Origin of the sequence: Rheinheimera tilapiae (assembly GCF_042432165.1) — a bacterium.
Classification (GTDB): Bacteria; Pseudomonadota; Gammaproteobacteria; order Enterobacterales; family Alteromonadaceae; genus Pararheinheimera; species Pararheinheimera tilapiae.
In genome coordinates this window covers 1600677-1615368 of the sequence record NZ_JBHLXP010000001.1, presented here as the reverse complement: position 1 = coordinate 1615368, position 14692 = coordinate 1600677, and the positions used below count along the sequence as shown (strand labels likewise).

12 protein-coding genes are annotated in these 14692 nt (G+C 55.1%); 10 read left to right on the top strand and 2 right to left on the bottom strand.

The annotated features are described in order from the left end of the window. Window positions 1-33: 33 nt before the first annotated feature. Window positions 34-378, bottom strand: coding sequence for a DUF3718 domain-containing protein (locus tag ACFFJP_RS06920; RefSeq protein ID WP_377241803.1), 345 nt, complete (start codon window positions 376-378; stop codon window positions 34-36). A 292-nt stretch (window positions 379-670) separates the two neighbouring features. Here ACFFJP_RS06920 and imuA point away from each other — a divergent pair, with 292 nt between their 5' ends. The 10 genes from imuA (at window position 671) to ACFFJP_RS06870 (ending at window position 13448) form a co-directional block, all read left to right on the top strand. Continuing rightward, the gene (imuA, locus tag ACFFJP_RS06915) at window positions 671-1363 is read left to right on the top strand and encodes a translesion DNA synthesis-associated protein ImuA (protein WP_377241801.1); all 693 of its coding nucleotides are present in this window, start codon (window positions 671-673) and stop codon (window positions 1361-1363) included. Between the two features lie 81 nt (window positions 1364-1444). Then, entirely contained in the window at window positions 1445-2983 is a 1539-nt protein-coding gene (locus tag ACFFJP_RS06910; protein WP_377241799.1) for a Y-family DNA polymerase, read from the top strand. Then, window positions 2983-6153 (top strand): error-prone DNA polymerase, encoded by a 3171-nt coding sequence (locus ACFFJP_RS06905; protein ID WP_377241797.1) that lies wholly within the window; start codon window positions 2983-2985, stop codon window positions 6151-6153. The genes ACFFJP_RS06910 and ACFFJP_RS06905 overlap by 1 nt, the downstream gene beginning before the upstream one ends. 65 nt (window positions 6154-6218) lie before the next feature. Continuing rightward, entirely contained in the window at window positions 6219-6677 is a 459-nt protein-coding gene (locus ACFFJP_RS06900; protein ID WP_377241795.1) for a hypothetical protein, read from the top strand. A 143-nt stretch (window positions 6678-6820) separates the two neighbouring features. Continuing rightward, a complete protein-coding gene (locus tag ACFFJP_RS06895) occupies window positions 6821-9526 on the top strand; it encodes a glucosidase family protein (RefSeq protein WP_377241793.1) in 2706 nt (901 codons plus the stop codon). Between the two features lie 70 nt (window positions 9527-9596). After that, window positions 9597-10469, top strand: coding sequence for a DMT family transporter (locus tag ACFFJP_RS06890; RefSeq protein ID WP_377241791.1), 873 nt, complete (start codon window positions 9597-9599; stop codon window positions 10467-10469). After that, complete coding sequence (locus ACFFJP_RS06885; RefSeq protein ID WP_377241789.1) at window positions 10469-11083, top strand: acyl carrier protein phosphodiesterase; 615 nt, start codon at window positions 10469-10471, stop codon at window positions 11081-11083. The genes ACFFJP_RS06890 and ACFFJP_RS06885 overlap by 1 nt, the downstream gene beginning before the upstream one ends. A gap of 84 nt (window positions 11084-11167) precedes the next feature. Continuing rightward, complete coding sequence (locus tag ACFFJP_RS06880; protein ID WP_377241787.1) at window positions 11168-11566, top strand: ribonuclease E inhibitor RraB; 399 nt, start codon at window positions 11168-11170, stop codon at window positions 11564-11566. Next, the gene (locus tag ACFFJP_RS06875; protein WP_377241785.1) at window positions 11566-13020 is read left to right on the top strand and encodes a protein adenylyltransferase SelO; all 1455 of its coding nucleotides are present in this window, start codon (window positions 11566-11568) and stop codon (window positions 13018-13020) included. Before ACFFJP_RS06880 ends, ACFFJP_RS06875 begins: the two co-directional genes overlap by 1 nt. Window positions 13021-13145: 125 nt before the next feature. After that, window positions 13146-13448: a hypothetical protein gene (locus ACFFJP_RS06870; protein WP_377241783.1), complete on the top strand. Its 303-nt coding sequence runs from the start codon at window positions 13146-13148 to the stop codon at window positions 13446-13448. Window positions 13449-13512: 64 nt separating this feature from the next. Here ACFFJP_RS06870 and ACFFJP_RS06865 read toward each other — a convergent pair whose 3' ends face one another. Beyond that, a complete protein-coding gene (locus ACFFJP_RS06865) occupies window positions 13513-14688 on the bottom strand; it encodes a DUF547 domain-containing protein (protein WP_377241781.1) in 1176 nt (391 codons plus the stop codon). Between the last annotated feature and the right edge of the window lie 4 nt (window positions 14689-14692).

Here is a 14692-nt window from a genome sequence, read left to right as displayed (position 1 = left end):
TGCGCGGGCTTTGTTTTTTATCGCCGGCAAGTGTCAGCGACCACGCACCATCACGGTACTCTGCCCGGGCACTGCAGCGATATCCTGAATATCCACATGGCCTTTGACATATTGTTTCAGATGCTGATACACCGCGGTATTACCGGCTTGCAAGGCAAAATTGGCGACCGGCTGATCGTTACACTGCAGTTTATTCGCAACAACCGCCGGACGAATGCGATTGTGTTGCAGGTCCTGCTTAAAATCCAGCCGATCTGAGGTGGCGGCACTGATACATAATGCTGTTTCCATTGACGAGTCTGCTGCCACATACTGCGGTTCGGCGGCAACGCTTGCACTAGTGACGATACAACAAACGATAAAGGTGAAAATACGCATGATGGCTCTCCTGTTTGCAACATCATCTACAGAGTCGCACATCAGCCGAAATTAGTTGTGAATGACAGGTTGCAGACTGTAACAAATACTGCAAACTGCGACCGGCGCCAAATATTTATCTGCCTCATTTTTATCAGATTTTTTATCAGCGGTAGCAGAAATGGGACAGCTCTGGTTACAGAGCTGCAGCTATTTTCCAGCCAATAAGGCCCGCCAGATTTTTTCCGCCGCCCTCTTGCGACATAAAACAGAACACATATACTGTATATATAAACAGTATTTTGGTGTTGGCATGCAACTGTCCGATTTGAAACAACAGGGCCACATCTGGTGCCTGAATGACGCCCCCCCGGCGCAACAAGCTTTGGCTCCGACTGGTTTTGCCGAGCTGGATCTGCTTCTTGGTGGTGGCTGGCCCACGCAGCAGGTGATTGAACTGCGCACGGCCTTTGGTATTGGTGAATTCCGGCTGTTATTACCTTATCTGCAACAGCAGGCCAGACTTGGCAAGTTACAGGCGTATATCAACACACCGGCTCAGCTGCATGCGCCTTTCTTGAGCAGTCAGGGCCTGCCGTTATGGCAATTGCTGGACGTGCGAGCACAAGATCGTGATGCGTTGTGGGCAGCGGAGCAATGCCTGAAAAGTGGTTGTTGCAGCACAGTGTTGCTGTGGCAGCACGCATTGGATATCGCCCGGCTGAAGCGCCTGCAACTAGCTGCCGCAGAAGGCCAGGCCGAATTATTTTTGCTCCGTCCCGCCGGTCAGGCACAGCTCAGTTTGCCGGTAGGCCTTAGTCTGGCGCTGAGCCCTGCCGATCAGGGTATTGAAGTGCGGGTATTAAAACGTCGCGGCGGCTGGCCGGGTGCCCGGCAACTTGTCAATTTCTCTGCGCGCTGGCCAAGACTGATAAAGCAGCATGTCCAACGGCCGGCACAGTATGGGCCAGCGCCCGTTCATGATACTGCCGCTGTCGCGATCTGAGGCAAACGACCAAAAGCGCAACGGCCTGATGCTACAGCGGCAAAGGTTCACCACAACGCAACCGGACAACGGAGGGCTCTGATGCAAACATTATGGTTATATCTGCTGTTCCCACAGTTGCAGCTGGATCTTTACAGCGATGGTATCGGCCCTGAACAAACGGCAACGCTGGACCCAGCCGTGTTATTACACCCGCAGGATCTGCGCGTGCATCAAGCCAATGCACCGGCGCGGTCGCTTGGTATCAAACCCGGCCAGACGCTGGCACAAGCCTGTGCCATGTGCGCGACGTTACAGGTCATGCCGTGGCAACCGGCACTTGAGCAACAGCTGCTGGACATGCTCGCGCTGGATTGTTATCAGCTGTGCGCCGATATTGCAGAGGCGCCACCGAACGCGCTGTGGTTACGGCTCGACCCGATGCTGCAGCTGTATGGCGGCCTGCCGGCATTTTTACAACAGCTGATCCAACAGCTGCAACAACGGCCGTTGCAGTATCAATACGGTGTTGCGCTAAGTGCCGAAGCTGCGCGCCTGTTATGTCTGAGTCAGCCCGGGCAAACGGCCTTAACCCAAGTGCAACAACAGTTGCTGTTAAGCGGCTGTCCGGTGTCGTTTCTGCATGTGACGCCGGCAACCATTCACCAGCTGGAGCGCCTCGGCATCAGTCAGCTCGGCCAGCTACTGCAGTTGCCAGCAAAAGAGTTGAGCCGGCGCTTTGGTGCCGACTTATACCTCTATCTACAACGACTGCAGGGCAAACTGCCGCCATTATTACAGTATTATCAGCCACCGGAGCAGTTCAGTGCCCGCCTCGAACTGCTGTACCAGCTAGAGCAATATCCCCAGCTACATAAACCGCTGCAGCATCTGCTGCTACAACTGCAACATTATCTGCAACGCCGTGATCAGCTCTGTTATCAGCTGCAGTTGGAACTGACGCTACGGGATCAACCGCCCCTGACGCTGAAACTGCAGTCGCCGCAGGCCGAAGCATTGGCCTGCCGCTGGCTGAACTTGTGGCAGCTGAAACTTGAAGCCTTACGACTGCCCGCACCGGTACTGGCACTGGCACTCAGTGCCAGTCAATACTGTGGCCGCGATACCGACAGCGACGACCTGTATGCCGGCCGGCGTGGCCAATATACGCCGCTGCAACTGGTTGGCTTGCTGCAAGCCAAACTCGGCAGCGCCCAGGTCTGCCGGCCAGCGCAGGTCGCCGCTTATCTGCCGGAAATGGCCGGAGTGAGCATCCCGCTGCAAAGCGCTGCACCCGCAGGCGTGAAGCCGCCAGCACGGCCACAGCCAGCGCAAGCACCAATGCCAGCGCGAAATGTGGCGCAAACGCCGGCGACATATAAAGTCGGGGCCGATCACTCGCCAACGGACACTTTCACCGGCCTGTCAGCTCCACACCGTCCGGCGTTTTTGTTCGCACAACCAGAGCCGCTGCAACAGCAAGTGCAATTGCAGCCAGGTTTGGAGCGGATCCAGAGCCAATGGTGGCAGGGGCCGTCCGAAGCCCGTGATTATCTGACCGCGCAAAGTACCGACGGCCGCTGGCTCTGGATTTACCGCACAGAACAACAGCAGTGGTTTGTGCATGGCGTGTTTGCCTGATGGACTACGCCGAACTGTTTTGTCAGAGCCATTTTTCCTTTCTGAGCGCCGCCGCCAGCCCGGAGCAACTGGTTGGTACCGCCGACAGTCTGGGCTATCAGGCGCTGGCGCTGACCGATGAATGTTCCGTCGCCGGTGTGGTACGGGCGCATCGCCAAATCAAACAACAGCAACTCAAGATCCGGTTGATTGTCGGATCGTATTTTCGCTACGGCGCAGATCTGCGCCTGCTGTTGCTGTGTCCGGACCGGAAAGCTTACGCCGAGCTGTGCCGCATCATCAGCAACTGCAGACGCAGAGCAGACAAAGGCCAATATCAGCTGGAAGAATGGGATTTAAAAAGCTGCCGGGACTGCCTGGTGCTATGGCTGCCCAGTGCCATCCCCGCCAGTGACCAGCATTGGGGCGCCTGGCTGAAACGTCAGTTTGGCTCCCGCTTATATCTGGCACAGCAGCGTGTGCTGGATGCGTGCGATTATGACTATCAGCAACATTGCCAGCAGCTGAGCCACAAGTTTGAACTTCCGGCCTGTGCTGTCGGTGCCGTGCTGATGCATGAGGCTGCTCAGCAACCGCTGCTCGATGTGATGACCGCGATCCGGCTGGGGCTTCCCGTCACAGATGTCGGCCTCGATTTGTCCGCCAACCGGGAGCGCTGCTTAAGGCCCATCAGTAAGCTGACGCATTTGTTCCATGCGGATTTGCTGGCGCAAAGCTGTCGGGTCGCCGAGCTCTGCCAGTTTAATCTCGATAGTCTGCGCTATGAATATCCGGCCGAGTTGGTGCCGCCCGGTCAGACGGCGATGCAATATCTGCGTCAGCTGGTGGCGGAAGGCAGCGCTATACGTTTTGGCGACACAGTGCCTGCGGCGATCGCCGCACAAATAGAACACGAGTTGCAGCTGATCGCCGAACTCGATTATCCCTATTATTTTCTGACCATCGCCGATATCGCCCGCTTTGCCCGCGAACAGCAGATTTTGTATCAGGGCCGCGGCTCAGCAGCCAATTCAGTCGTTTGCTATTGCCTGCAAATCACCGCCGTTGATCCGCGGAAAATTTCAGTGCTGTTTGAGCGTTTTATTTCCCGCGAGCGGGATGAGCCGCCGGATATTGACGTCGATTTTGAGCATGAACGCCGCGAAGAAGTGATCCAGTACATCTATCAGAAATACGGCCGGCAACGCGCCGCTTTGACGGCCACGGTGATTTGTTACCGGCTACGCAGCGCCGTCCGTGACGTTGGTAAAGCACTGGGGTTTGCCATCACCCAGCTCGAATACTGGCTGAAACAACTGAACCGGCGCCATCCTGACCTGAGCTGGTGGCAACAACTGGCACAACATGGTCTGGATATCCACAGCCTGCCGGCGCAGCAGCTGATCAGTCTGGTGGAGCAAATCCGCGGCAAACCCAGACATTTATCCCAGCATGTCGGTGGTTTTGTCATTTCCGCCGGCCCGCTGCATGAAATGGTACCGGTGGAAAACGCCAGCATGGCCGATCGCACAGTGATCCAATGGGACAAAGATGACTTAGAAACGCTGGGCCTGATGAAAGTCGACATTCTGGCGCTCGGCATGTTGTCGGCGTTGCGTAAAGCTTTAGCGATGATCAACCTGCAGCGGGAAGTGCCGCTGACGCTGGCCGAAATCAGTCAGACCGGTGATGATCCTGCCGTATACCAGCAAATCCAACAGGCCGACACTGTAGGGGTGTTTCAGATTGAGTCCCGCGCTCAGATGAGTATGTTGCCGCGGCTAAAGCCAGCTTGCTTTTATGATCTGGTCATTGAAATCGCCATAGTTCGGCCAGGACCAATTCAGGGCGATATGGTGCACCCGTTTTTGCGCCGCCGCGATGGTCTGGAGCCAGTCAGTTATCCGTCACCTGAAGTCGAAGCGGTATTGAGCCGCACTATGGGCGTGCCAATTTTTCAGGAACAAGTAATTAAACTCGCAATGGTCGCGGCCGGTTTTTCCGGCGGCGAAGCCGATCAGCTGCGCCGGGCCATGGCCAGCTGGAAAAAAAACGGCGAACTGCTGCAATTCGAAGCCAAACTGATCAACGGTATGCAGCAACGCGGTTATGCCGAAACTTACGCCAAACAGATTTTTGCGCAGATCTGTGGTTTTGGTGAATATGGCTTTCCCGAATCGCACTCCGCCAGTTTTGCCTTGCTGGCTTATACCTCGGCCTGGCTGAAATGTTATTACCCACTCGAATTTTTGACCGCCTTACTTAACAGCCTGCCGATGGGGTTTTATTCCGCGTCACAGCTGGTGCAGGACGGCAAACGCCATGGTTTGCAGGTATTGCCGGTCTGCATTCAGCACTCCGACTGGGACCACCGCATCGAAGCAACCGCGACAGGCCCGGCGCTACGACTGGGGCTGCGCCAGGTCAAAGGGCTGCAACTGGATTTATTGCTGCCGGTATTACAGCAACGCCCCGCCGAGGGTTTTCATAGCCTCAGCAGCCTGAAACAAAGCGGCTTAAGACAAGACCAGCTGACCGCACTGGCCAGCAGTGATGCGCTGCAGGCGCTGTCTGGCCATCGTTTTGCCAGTCGCTGGCAATTGCTGGATCGACTGGATGAACTGCCGCTGTTTCGCCAGACAGTTCGCCAGCCAGTACGCCAGCCAGCACAACAGACACCAAGCGCTGAGCCTTTATTGTTACAGCAACTGGGCCTGGATTTGCACACCGAACCGGCAGCCCCGCCTTGTCCGTTGCCGACACCGGACGCCTGGCAACAGCTTGGCGAGGATTATCAGAGTCTGGGCCTGAGCCTGACGCAGCATCCGGTGGCGTTGTTACGCCAGCATCCGACACTGGTGAAACAGTCGCTGCAACGCGCTTGTGATTTGGCCACCTGCCGCAACGGTCAGGTGCTGCGGGTGATTGGCCTGGTCACAGTGCGGCAAAGCCCAGGTACCGCTGGTGGCGTCACTTTTGTCACACTGGAAGATGAAACCGGTCAAATCAACCTGATTGTCTGGCAAGCCACAGCACTGGCGCAGCAACAAACGTTTATCAGCAGCCGGCTCTGGCTGGTGCATGGAGTGCTGCAACGTGAAGGTCTGGTCAGCCATCTGGTCGTTGGCAGAATAGAAAGCCTGGACCCACTATTACCGGTGTTTCAGAGCCCAAGCCGGGATTTCCACTGATCCGCCGGCGCATGATCGAGGTAGAATCGGAGTGAATCAATCAGCAGCAATCATCCTGACCAGCCATGACAGAAGCAGACAAGTACCAACGTTTTGACCAGTTCCTGCAAAAACGCCGCAGCGGCGCGCTGCGTGACAGCAATAGCAGTGCACAGCGCCAGTCCCGTTACGACAGCCCAAAAGGTCGGCAGGAAAAAAACGTCGACGCCACCATTTTGCAACTGCACAGTGCCATGGTTGATAAAATCCTCGCCAATCCGGCGCTACTTCCACCGGTCGTGGCACAGCTTGAACAAGAGCAGCAACAAGGTTTATTACGCCACAGCGCTTATTTATTCTGGAGCTGCGCTTTTGCGGTGATCGATCAGCCGCAGCTTTTCAAAGCCGCGCTATTAAGTCCGGAACCGCAGGCCTGCAAGCATCGCCGGCGCACCCGCTTACGCGGCATTCTGACGGAAACCGAGCGCGCACAAGTGTTGACTGGCTGCTGGCAGGCGCCGTCTGCGCAGGCCGACCACGACTGAGTGTTGCCGCGTCCCAGCATCAGTCAGCGGCACCACAGCCTGCCAACGCAGTCCGCTGCAAAAAGCTTGTGTCAGGTGTACCCTAAGCCGTCCCCTTTGAGTACACTCAGACATCTTCTTGTTGGTTTTTGTTGGGTTTCTCCATGTTGCTGAATTCTATTACCCGTGGCCTGTGTCGTTTCAGTGCCGGCGCAGTGCTGCCGGCTTCTTTATTGCTCTCTCCATTATTTTTCTATTCTGCACAGACGCAGGCGCAGCAGGTCATGGCGCAGCCTGCGACAGCACAGCCTGCTATCGAACCACAGACCGAAGCGGCTGGCGCGCAAATCGCACAGCCCGCAGCGCCCCGCCTCGCCGGCGAACTGCAAAGCCGCCAGTTACACAGTAAATTTGGCAGTGTCAGTGTCGAAGCACTGACGCAAAAAAATGATGATGGCAGCGTCAACAGCCGCCAGTTTGTGCTCAAAGCCGGCCCGGCAACAGCGCCTACCGAAAAAACCATCAGCCCGGCAGCTGGCGACGCGCTGCTGCTGAGTAAAAACCCGTTGTTCGATGCCGCTTTTGCGTTAAGCCAGCAAGAGCGCCAACAGAACAGTGTCAGTGAAATTACCGACTGGGGCTTCAATGACCAACAGGCGCTGCCTTGCCCCTGTTTCGAAACCGGTGCCAAATGGCATTATGTCTGGACCCGGGATTTATCTTATGCACTGGATTTAGGCCTCGGGGCGCTGGACCCGGTGCGGGCGCAAACGTCCTTGTTATTTAAGACCTCAGTAGTGCGGCCTGAACTGATTGCCCGCGGCATCGACAACACTGAAGTCGCATTGCAGGACACCGGCTCCGGTGGCAGCTGGCCGGTCAGTTCTGACCGGGTGGTTTGGGTGCTGGCTGCCAGTGGCCTGACGGCACAAGACCCCACAGGCGCATCGAATCAAGCCGCCGGCGAAGCCTGGCAACAGCGTTGGTACACCATTGCCCGCAATACTATTTTGCAGGACCGGGCCTATATTTTTGATGCCCGCTTGGGTTTATATCGCGGTGAAACGTCCTTCCTCGACTGGCGCGAGCAGAGTTATCCAAGCTGGACCGCGAAAGATACCTTGTTCCTCGCCGAGTCATTTTCGCTTTCCACTAATGTCTTGCATTATGTCGCGTTAAGCCGCGCCGCAGAGGCAGCCAAAACGCTGGAACCAGCGCGCGCAACTGAACTGGCGCAAATGGCACAAGCGCTGAAACAAGCGATCAACAGCTGGTTCTGGCTGCCAGAGCGTGGACTTTATGCCCGCTATATCGGTGCCGCACATAACCCAATGCCGGTAGAACAGTACGATTTATTGGGCCTGTCGTTGGCCATCACCCATGGCGTTGCCTCACCGCTGCAAGCCGAGCAGATTTTGCAGAATTACCCGCTGACGCAGGCCGGTCCGCCGGTAATTTTCCCGGCATTGCCGGACGTGCCGATTTATCACAACCGTGCGATCTGGCCTTTTGTCAGCGCTTATCAGCTGCGCGCGGCACGCCAGCAAAATCAGCCGCAACTGTTCCACAAAATCGCCGTGTCGCTCTATCAGGGCGCAGTGCTTAATCAGTCGAATATGGAAAATCTGGAATGGCTCAGTCAAAAAGCTCATGTTGAAGATGGCGCCTTATCTGGCCCGGTGGTTAATTCTGAGCGTCAGCTCTGGTCCGTTGCCGCTTATAGTGATTTGGTGATCGGTCAGCTGTTTGGCGCACAGCTCAATGCCGGTTCGCTGACGATTAATCCGTATATTCCGGCGGACCTGGCGCGTGAACTGGATCTTGGCAACAGCGTTCACCTGCAAAACCTGAACCTGGCCGGCACCATATTGGATTTACAGCTGGAGTTACCGACGCAGGCCCGCCGCGGCCAGGTTTACCGACTGGCGCAAATCAGCCTGAACGGTCAACCACAAGTGCTGACCGGTAACCAGCAATTTAGCATCAACCTTCATGATTTCAGCCAGCAGCGCAACGAGCTGGTGCTGAAACTGCAGGCGATGGATGCGCCGGTATCCCGCCTGACCGAGCTTCGTACCACCAATAACAGCGGCCCGCTTAGCAACCTCAGCAGCAGCGAAAAACGCAAACTGCTTGCGCCCAAAGAGCCACAGCTAAGCCTGAGCCTCAGTAACAAAGGGATCCCGACGCTGCAGTTTGATGCCGCCGGTGAAACTGAAACCCGTTTTACGCTGTATAAAAATGGCGTGCCGGTGAAACTCAAACCCAGGCAGCAAGACTGGACCGACACAAAAGCCAAAACAGACTACAGCCAATGTTATGCGCTGACGCAAAGCTACAAAGATACAGGCTTAAGCTCACAACCGAGCCGCACTTTGTGCACGCCAGGCGCTAGTGTCGAACTGGTGGCGGGCCGAGGGCTGACCAGTGCAGATCACGACATCAGCGACTATTTGCAGCAACCGGTGTTTAAAAACTGGGGGGCACCAGAACAACAGCTGAACCTCAATTTCACAGCAAGCCACGATGGCCGTCATGCCCTGCGTTTGCAGTATTTTATCGACAACGGCCCGATCAATACCGGCATCACCGCAGTGGTAAAACGCCTCCATGCAGACTGCCCACAGTCCGGCAAACAGCAGGCCACGCTGGTAATGCCGCATCTGGCCACCGCACTGGAAGCCGGCTGGTCGAGCCGGGCCGATTTTAATGCCAAAGCCGGTGAGACGTGCCAGATCAGCATTGCAGATGGTTTTAACATGAGCTACCTGCAGCATTTTAATTTGTATACCGGCGGCAAAGGCGGCCGTACCGGCCCGCTGAATCAGGCGGTGATCCACAAGGCGCTGATCCAACCGCTAGCGGACTAACGCGTCGACCTGCCGTCGTCAAAGGCCCGGTACATCACTACCGGGCTGTTAAAACCTGTTTGGAGTTGTCGTGAATCTGTATCTGATCTTTGCCTTAATCTCTGCGGTGTCGATGGCCAGCAGCGGCGTTATTGCCCGTATGTCCGGCCTGGCGGCGGCAGAACTGACGTTCTATCGCCTTTTTGTCGGTGCATTGTGTTTATTGGGGCTGGTCCTGCTGCTGGGTAAACAGGCGGAACTGAAACAAAAGCCGGACCGGCGCATTGTGTTGAACGGCATCTTGCTCGCCAGCTTTATGTTGTGTTTTCTCAAGGCCATTAGTTTTATCAGCCTCGCCAACGCCATTATGCTGGTTTATCTGGCGCCGGCGCTGGCCGCTATTGCCGCGCATTTCCTGTTTCATGAAAAACTGGATCTGGCTTCAGGGCTGTTAATTGTGCTGTCGTTTTTGGGTTTTGCCATGCTGCAGCAATTTAAGCTGGATCTGGTTCTGACAGAGGCGCAGTGGCCAGGTTTTGTTTATGGCATGTTGTCGCTGTTCACCTACACCGGCTTTTTGCTGGCGAACCGCCACAGCGGTCAATCCGAATCGCCGCTACAACGGGCGTTCTATCAGCTGATGATCGGCGCTTTGTGTGTATTGCCATTTCTCAATGCAACGCCCCTACCCAACATTGACGAGCTGCCGTGGGTATTTTTAGCTGGTTTTTTCCCAGGTTTTCTGGCGATTTATCTGGCGATTATCGCGCTGGAGCATCTACCAACGCGGGTGTTTGGTACGCTGGCTTATATTGAACCCGTTGCGGTTATTTTGGCCGGTTGGTGGTTGTTTCAGGAGAAGCTCAGTCTGCTACAAGTCGGCGGTGTGGCACTCATCTTACTGGCGGGTCTGGTGCAATCTGTCTTGCACCAGCAACCGGCCCGCGAACGTGCAGCGGCCTGATGAATTTCCTCGCCCATCTGGTGCTTGCCGAATCGACAGCAGAATCCCGGTTCGGCAATCTGCTTGGTGATTTTTGTCAGGGCCTGGATCTCAAAAGTCTGCCGCCCGCGGTGCAGGCCGGTGTTTGGCGTCACCGCGCAATTGACCGTTTTACCGATGCCGCTGCAGAGGTACAGCAAGCGAAAGCCATGTTCAGCCGTGAACGCCGCCGGTTTGCACCGGTCATTCTTGATGTGTTGTTTGACCATCTCCTGATCCGACATTGGCCAACACTCGACACTCGCGCCCTGACGCCGCTGTGCCAAGACATTTATCAACAGCTTAAGCAGCAACAGGGGCTGATGCCTGCCGCGATGGCGAAAACTGTCAGAGCTATTGTGCAACAAGACTGGTTTGGCAGTTATCAGCAGCTGGAGAATATTGGTATGGCGTTGGATCGGATCGCCACCCGTATTCGATTTGATAACCATTTTGCTGGCAGTATCGCGGAGATCAATCAGCATTTGCCCGAACTGGACGCCTTGTTTTTGCAATTTTATCCGCAGCTCCAAGCCTATGTCAGACAGCTTGGACCGGAATTAGCGGTATTCCTTGCACGCCAGCGCACGCACTGAGGCCTGCAGACGCAGAAAAAAATGGTACAATAGAGTCCTTTAGCGGCCGCATCCCGGCCTTCCCCTTCTTCACTCGGAGCTGATATGAGCCAATTTCCTGACGACGGCAACGGCGATATGCTGCAAGCCATGCACGATTCCGGCATGGATTTAACTAAACCGCTGGATCTGGATTTTTATCTGGTATTCCCCAATCGCGACAAAGCCGAAAAGGCGCTGGAAGCGATGAGCAAACTGGACCAGCCCGGCGAAGTAGAACTGAATTTAAATGACCTGGATCAGTGGGAACTGATCGTGTCACTGCACATGCAACCGGACCACGCAGTCATCACCGCCAAAGAAGCTGAACTGGATAAATTCGCTAAAAAATTCAGTGGCCATAACGATGGCTGGGGCGTGATGCAACACCAGGAAGGCGACGACGAATTCGCTGACGATCACGACCACGAATGTGACGATGATTGCGATCATCAGCACCACTGATGCCATTTACTGCTGAACTGACTTACCGCACGCTGGGCCCACTGTTTTATCAGACAGTGGCACCTACGCCTGTGGCCGCACCAGACTGGTTGTTGTTTAACGATGCGTTAGCCACATTATTGCAGTGGCCAGAAGACGCCAGGCAGACGCCGCTGGGGCTGCAGTATTTTTGTGGTAACCAGTTGGCGCCCTGGATGCAACCCACAGCGTTGGCCTACACCGGCCATCAGTTTGGTTCACTGGCCCCGCGATTAGGGGATGGCCGGGCATTATTACTGACCGAGGTGCTGAGCCTCAGCGGCAAGCGCTTTGATGTCCAGCTAAAAGGCGCGGGACCGACGCCGTTTTCGCGCCGTGGTGATGGCCGCGCTGCACTTGGCCCAGTGCTAAGAGAATATCTGATCAGCGAATGGATGGCGGCCGTCGGCGTGCGGACCAGTCGTGCTTTGGCGGCAGTCACGACCGGCGAAACCATCTATCGGGACACGCGGGTTCCCGGTGCAGTGCTGACCCGGGTGGCGGCGTCACATATCCGCATCGGAACCTTTCAGTATGCCTCAGTGCATGGCAGCAGTGCCGACGTCAAAGCGCTGGCTGACTATGTCATAACCCGGCATTACCCTGAAATACGGGATGATGCACAGCCTTATCTGGCGCTGTTGCGCGCTGTCGCCACTGCACAGGCTGATCTAATTGCCCACTGGATGAGCCTTGGTTTTGTCCATGGCGTGATGAATACCGACAATATGACCGTCAGTGGCGAAACCATCGACTATGGCCCTTGCGCTTTTATCGATGCGTTTGACCCCAGCGCCTGTTTTAGCTCAATTGATAGTCAGGGCCGCTACGCCTATCGTAATCAGCCCCCTATCGCACAGTGGAATCTGGCGCGGCTGGCGGAGTCATTGCTGGTGCTGTTGCACGAAGACGAGCAACAAGCCATCGCCGCCGCGATGACAGTGCTCAACGACTTCCCTGCGCTTTATCAGGCTGCACGGCTGAACAGGTTTGCCGCCAAATTGGGCCTGCCGTCGCCAGTGGAGTCTGATCTGCCGCTGATTGATGATCTGTTGACGTTACTTTCGCAGCAACAAATTGATTTCACGTTATTTTTCCGTGAGCTGTCGCGCCCTGCCAACATACCGGGCGCTCTAGCCAGTTCGCTGTTTGCAGAACCTGCCGCCTTTAGTGCATGGCAACAGCGTTGGCTGCAACGGCTGGCTGCAGTGGCTCTGGACCCGGTAGCGCTCAGCCAACAGCTGCTACAGGTCAATCCAGCCTTTATCCCGCGTAATTTCCGGATTGAACAAATCATTGAAAGTGCACTGAATGGTGATCTCGGCCCGGCAAAGGCGTTGGCCAAAGCCAGCCTGACTCCTTTTGACGATGATGTTTATTGGGCTGAATTGCCACCTGCGAGTTTTTGCAACTACCAGACGTTTTGCGGCACCTGAGTTTGCAGGGCGAAGGTTCAACCTTCGCAAGCAGTTTTCAGCCGCCGGCAATTGATCCACAACACGTGGACCACACTATAAAAACTCTATCGTTTAGGGCTATCAATTCTGGCCGGAGCACACTGATGGGACTGGACTGCCGCGAAATTCTCGACGTCAAAGAATATGAGTTTTTACTGAACTGGTTTATCCGGATGCAGCAACAACATGGGCTGGCGACGATACAGGAACCATACAGTTACGACGGTTATTCGGCCTACGACCAGCTGTGTAACCAGCTGCTTGAGCAAGCCCGCATCGCTTTTATCGAACAATTCGGTTATCCGGCGCCACCACTGGTATTCACCAATCTGTTCCATCTGGCGGAACTGGAACTGGCCGGTAAACGCAATGCCCGTGGCATCAAAACACCAACCCAACTGATGTAGACTCGACAGCCCCTGCCAGCAAAAAGCCCGCACTGCGGGCTTTTTAGTTTTGCAGAAGATAACGTTAAATCGCCGCCGCCGGTTGTTTTTCCGGTGCTACTACCGATGGTTGGCTGGCTTGCATCGTCTGGCCGCGTTGTTTCAGTAAGTGATAGCGTTCTAGCTGCTCAGAAGTCAGTTTACGGGCAACCACCGGCCCTAACGGTAATGCTGCCACTTGAACAGCGGTTTTATGCCCCTTGGTATTGGGTAAAGTGCCGTACACATCGGTGACAGAATAATTCGACAAATTGGTCAGAATCGTTTTACTGCCTTGCAGATAAGGTTGCTCATCAAGGCGCAGATAGGTGGCTAAGTGTTTACGCAGGTCGGTCTGAAAGTCCGGGAAATATGCAGCGCTGCGTTGGTAAAAGCTGGATACCCGGAAGCCTAAGGTCCCTTTTGGCAAAGTACCGCGGTTAGAGTTAATAAACTCAGCGGCATTTTTCACCAATTGCTGTTGCACATTGCTACCGGTATAGGCGATAGCCGGGAGATTCGGGCTACCGATAATGCCCTGATACAGGCCATAAATCACTTCCGGCTGTTGCGGAAATTGTTTCGGCAGGATCGCAAACTGAATGTCATCCAGACTTAACCGAACACCGGCGACGGTTAGGATCTTCTGACTCAGCAAGCCAGGTTGTTCTGAGGTCCCGAGTAAAAACGTTGCTAGATCTTTACGTGGATACACTTTGATCACTTCATCCAGCACTGTCACGTTGTACAGGTTCAACCAATAGGCCAGTTGTTCGTTTTTACTCAGCTGATTGAGCGGAGTTTGCTCAGGTACTGCCGACAACTGTTGGCGCAGCTGCGTCACGACATCACGCATTTCCGGATTATTTTGATATTCTTCATAGTGAAAACGGTTGGCACTGAGCGCGGTAAAATGGTCACCAAGCGGATAGCTGCGGTAGATGTCGTAACGTTGTTCACGTTCCAGCACCGTACTGCGTTGTGGTATGCCTTCGCTGAGGACTGAAGTACGAAGCACAAAATCCAGCACTTTATAATCGATTTTTTTGCCCTGCTCTACGCCGCCAAAAAAACTGGCGGGTAATGTCTGATTTTGCATTTCAGACTGAGTGTGGGTCTGTGCTGGCTGCGCCGTTTCAGCAGGCGTTGCAAAGGCGGTGGGCGTCAATACCGGGCTTAACAGCAGAGCGGCGATAACAGAGACAGAAGTGCGTAGTTTCATCAGC

Excerpts from the sequence above, each read along its gene's own strand:
- ACFFJP_RS06875 (WP_377241785.1), top strand. The coding sequence starts at position 11,566 with ATGCCATTTACTGCTGAACTGACTTACCGCACGCTGGGCCCACTGTTT.
- ACFFJP_RS06880 (WP_377241787.1), top strand. The coding sequence starts at position 11,168 with ATGAGCCAATTTCCTGACGACGGCAACGGCGATATGCTGCAAGCCATG.
- ACFFJP_RS06865 (WP_377241781.1), bottom strand. The coding sequence starts at position 14,688 with ATGAAACTACGCACTTCTGTCTCTGTTATCGCCGCTCTGCTGTTAAGC.
- imuA (WP_377241801.1), top strand. The coding sequence starts at position 671 with ATGCAACTGTCCGATTTGAAACAACAGGGCCACATCTGGTGCCTGAAT.
- ACFFJP_RS06895 (WP_377241793.1), top strand. The coding sequence starts at position 6,821 with ATGTTGCTGAATTCTATTACCCGTGGCCTGTGTCGTTTCAGTGCCGGC.
- ACFFJP_RS06920 (WP_377241803.1), bottom strand. The coding sequence starts at position 378 with ATGCGTATTTTCACCTTTATCGTTTGTTGTATCGTCACTAGTGCAAGC.
- ACFFJP_RS06870 (WP_377241783.1), top strand. The coding sequence starts at position 13,146 with ATGGGACTGGACTGCCGCGAAATTCTCGACGTCAAAGAATATGAGTTT.
- ACFFJP_RS06905 (WP_377241797.1), top strand. The coding sequence starts at position 2,983 with ATGGACTACGCCGAACTGTTTTGTCAGAGCCATTTTTCCTTTCTGAGC.
- ACFFJP_RS06900 (WP_377241795.1), top strand. The coding sequence starts at position 6,219 with ATGACAGAAGCAGACAAGTACCAACGTTTTGACCAGTTCCTGCAAAAA.
- ACFFJP_RS06910 (WP_377241799.1), top strand. The coding sequence starts at position 1,445 with ATGCAAACATTATGGTTATATCTGCTGTTCCCACAGTTGCAGCTGGAT.
- ACFFJP_RS06885 (WP_377241789.1), top strand. The coding sequence starts at position 10,469 with ATGAATTTCCTCGCCCATCTGGTGCTTGCCGAATCGACAGCAGAATCC.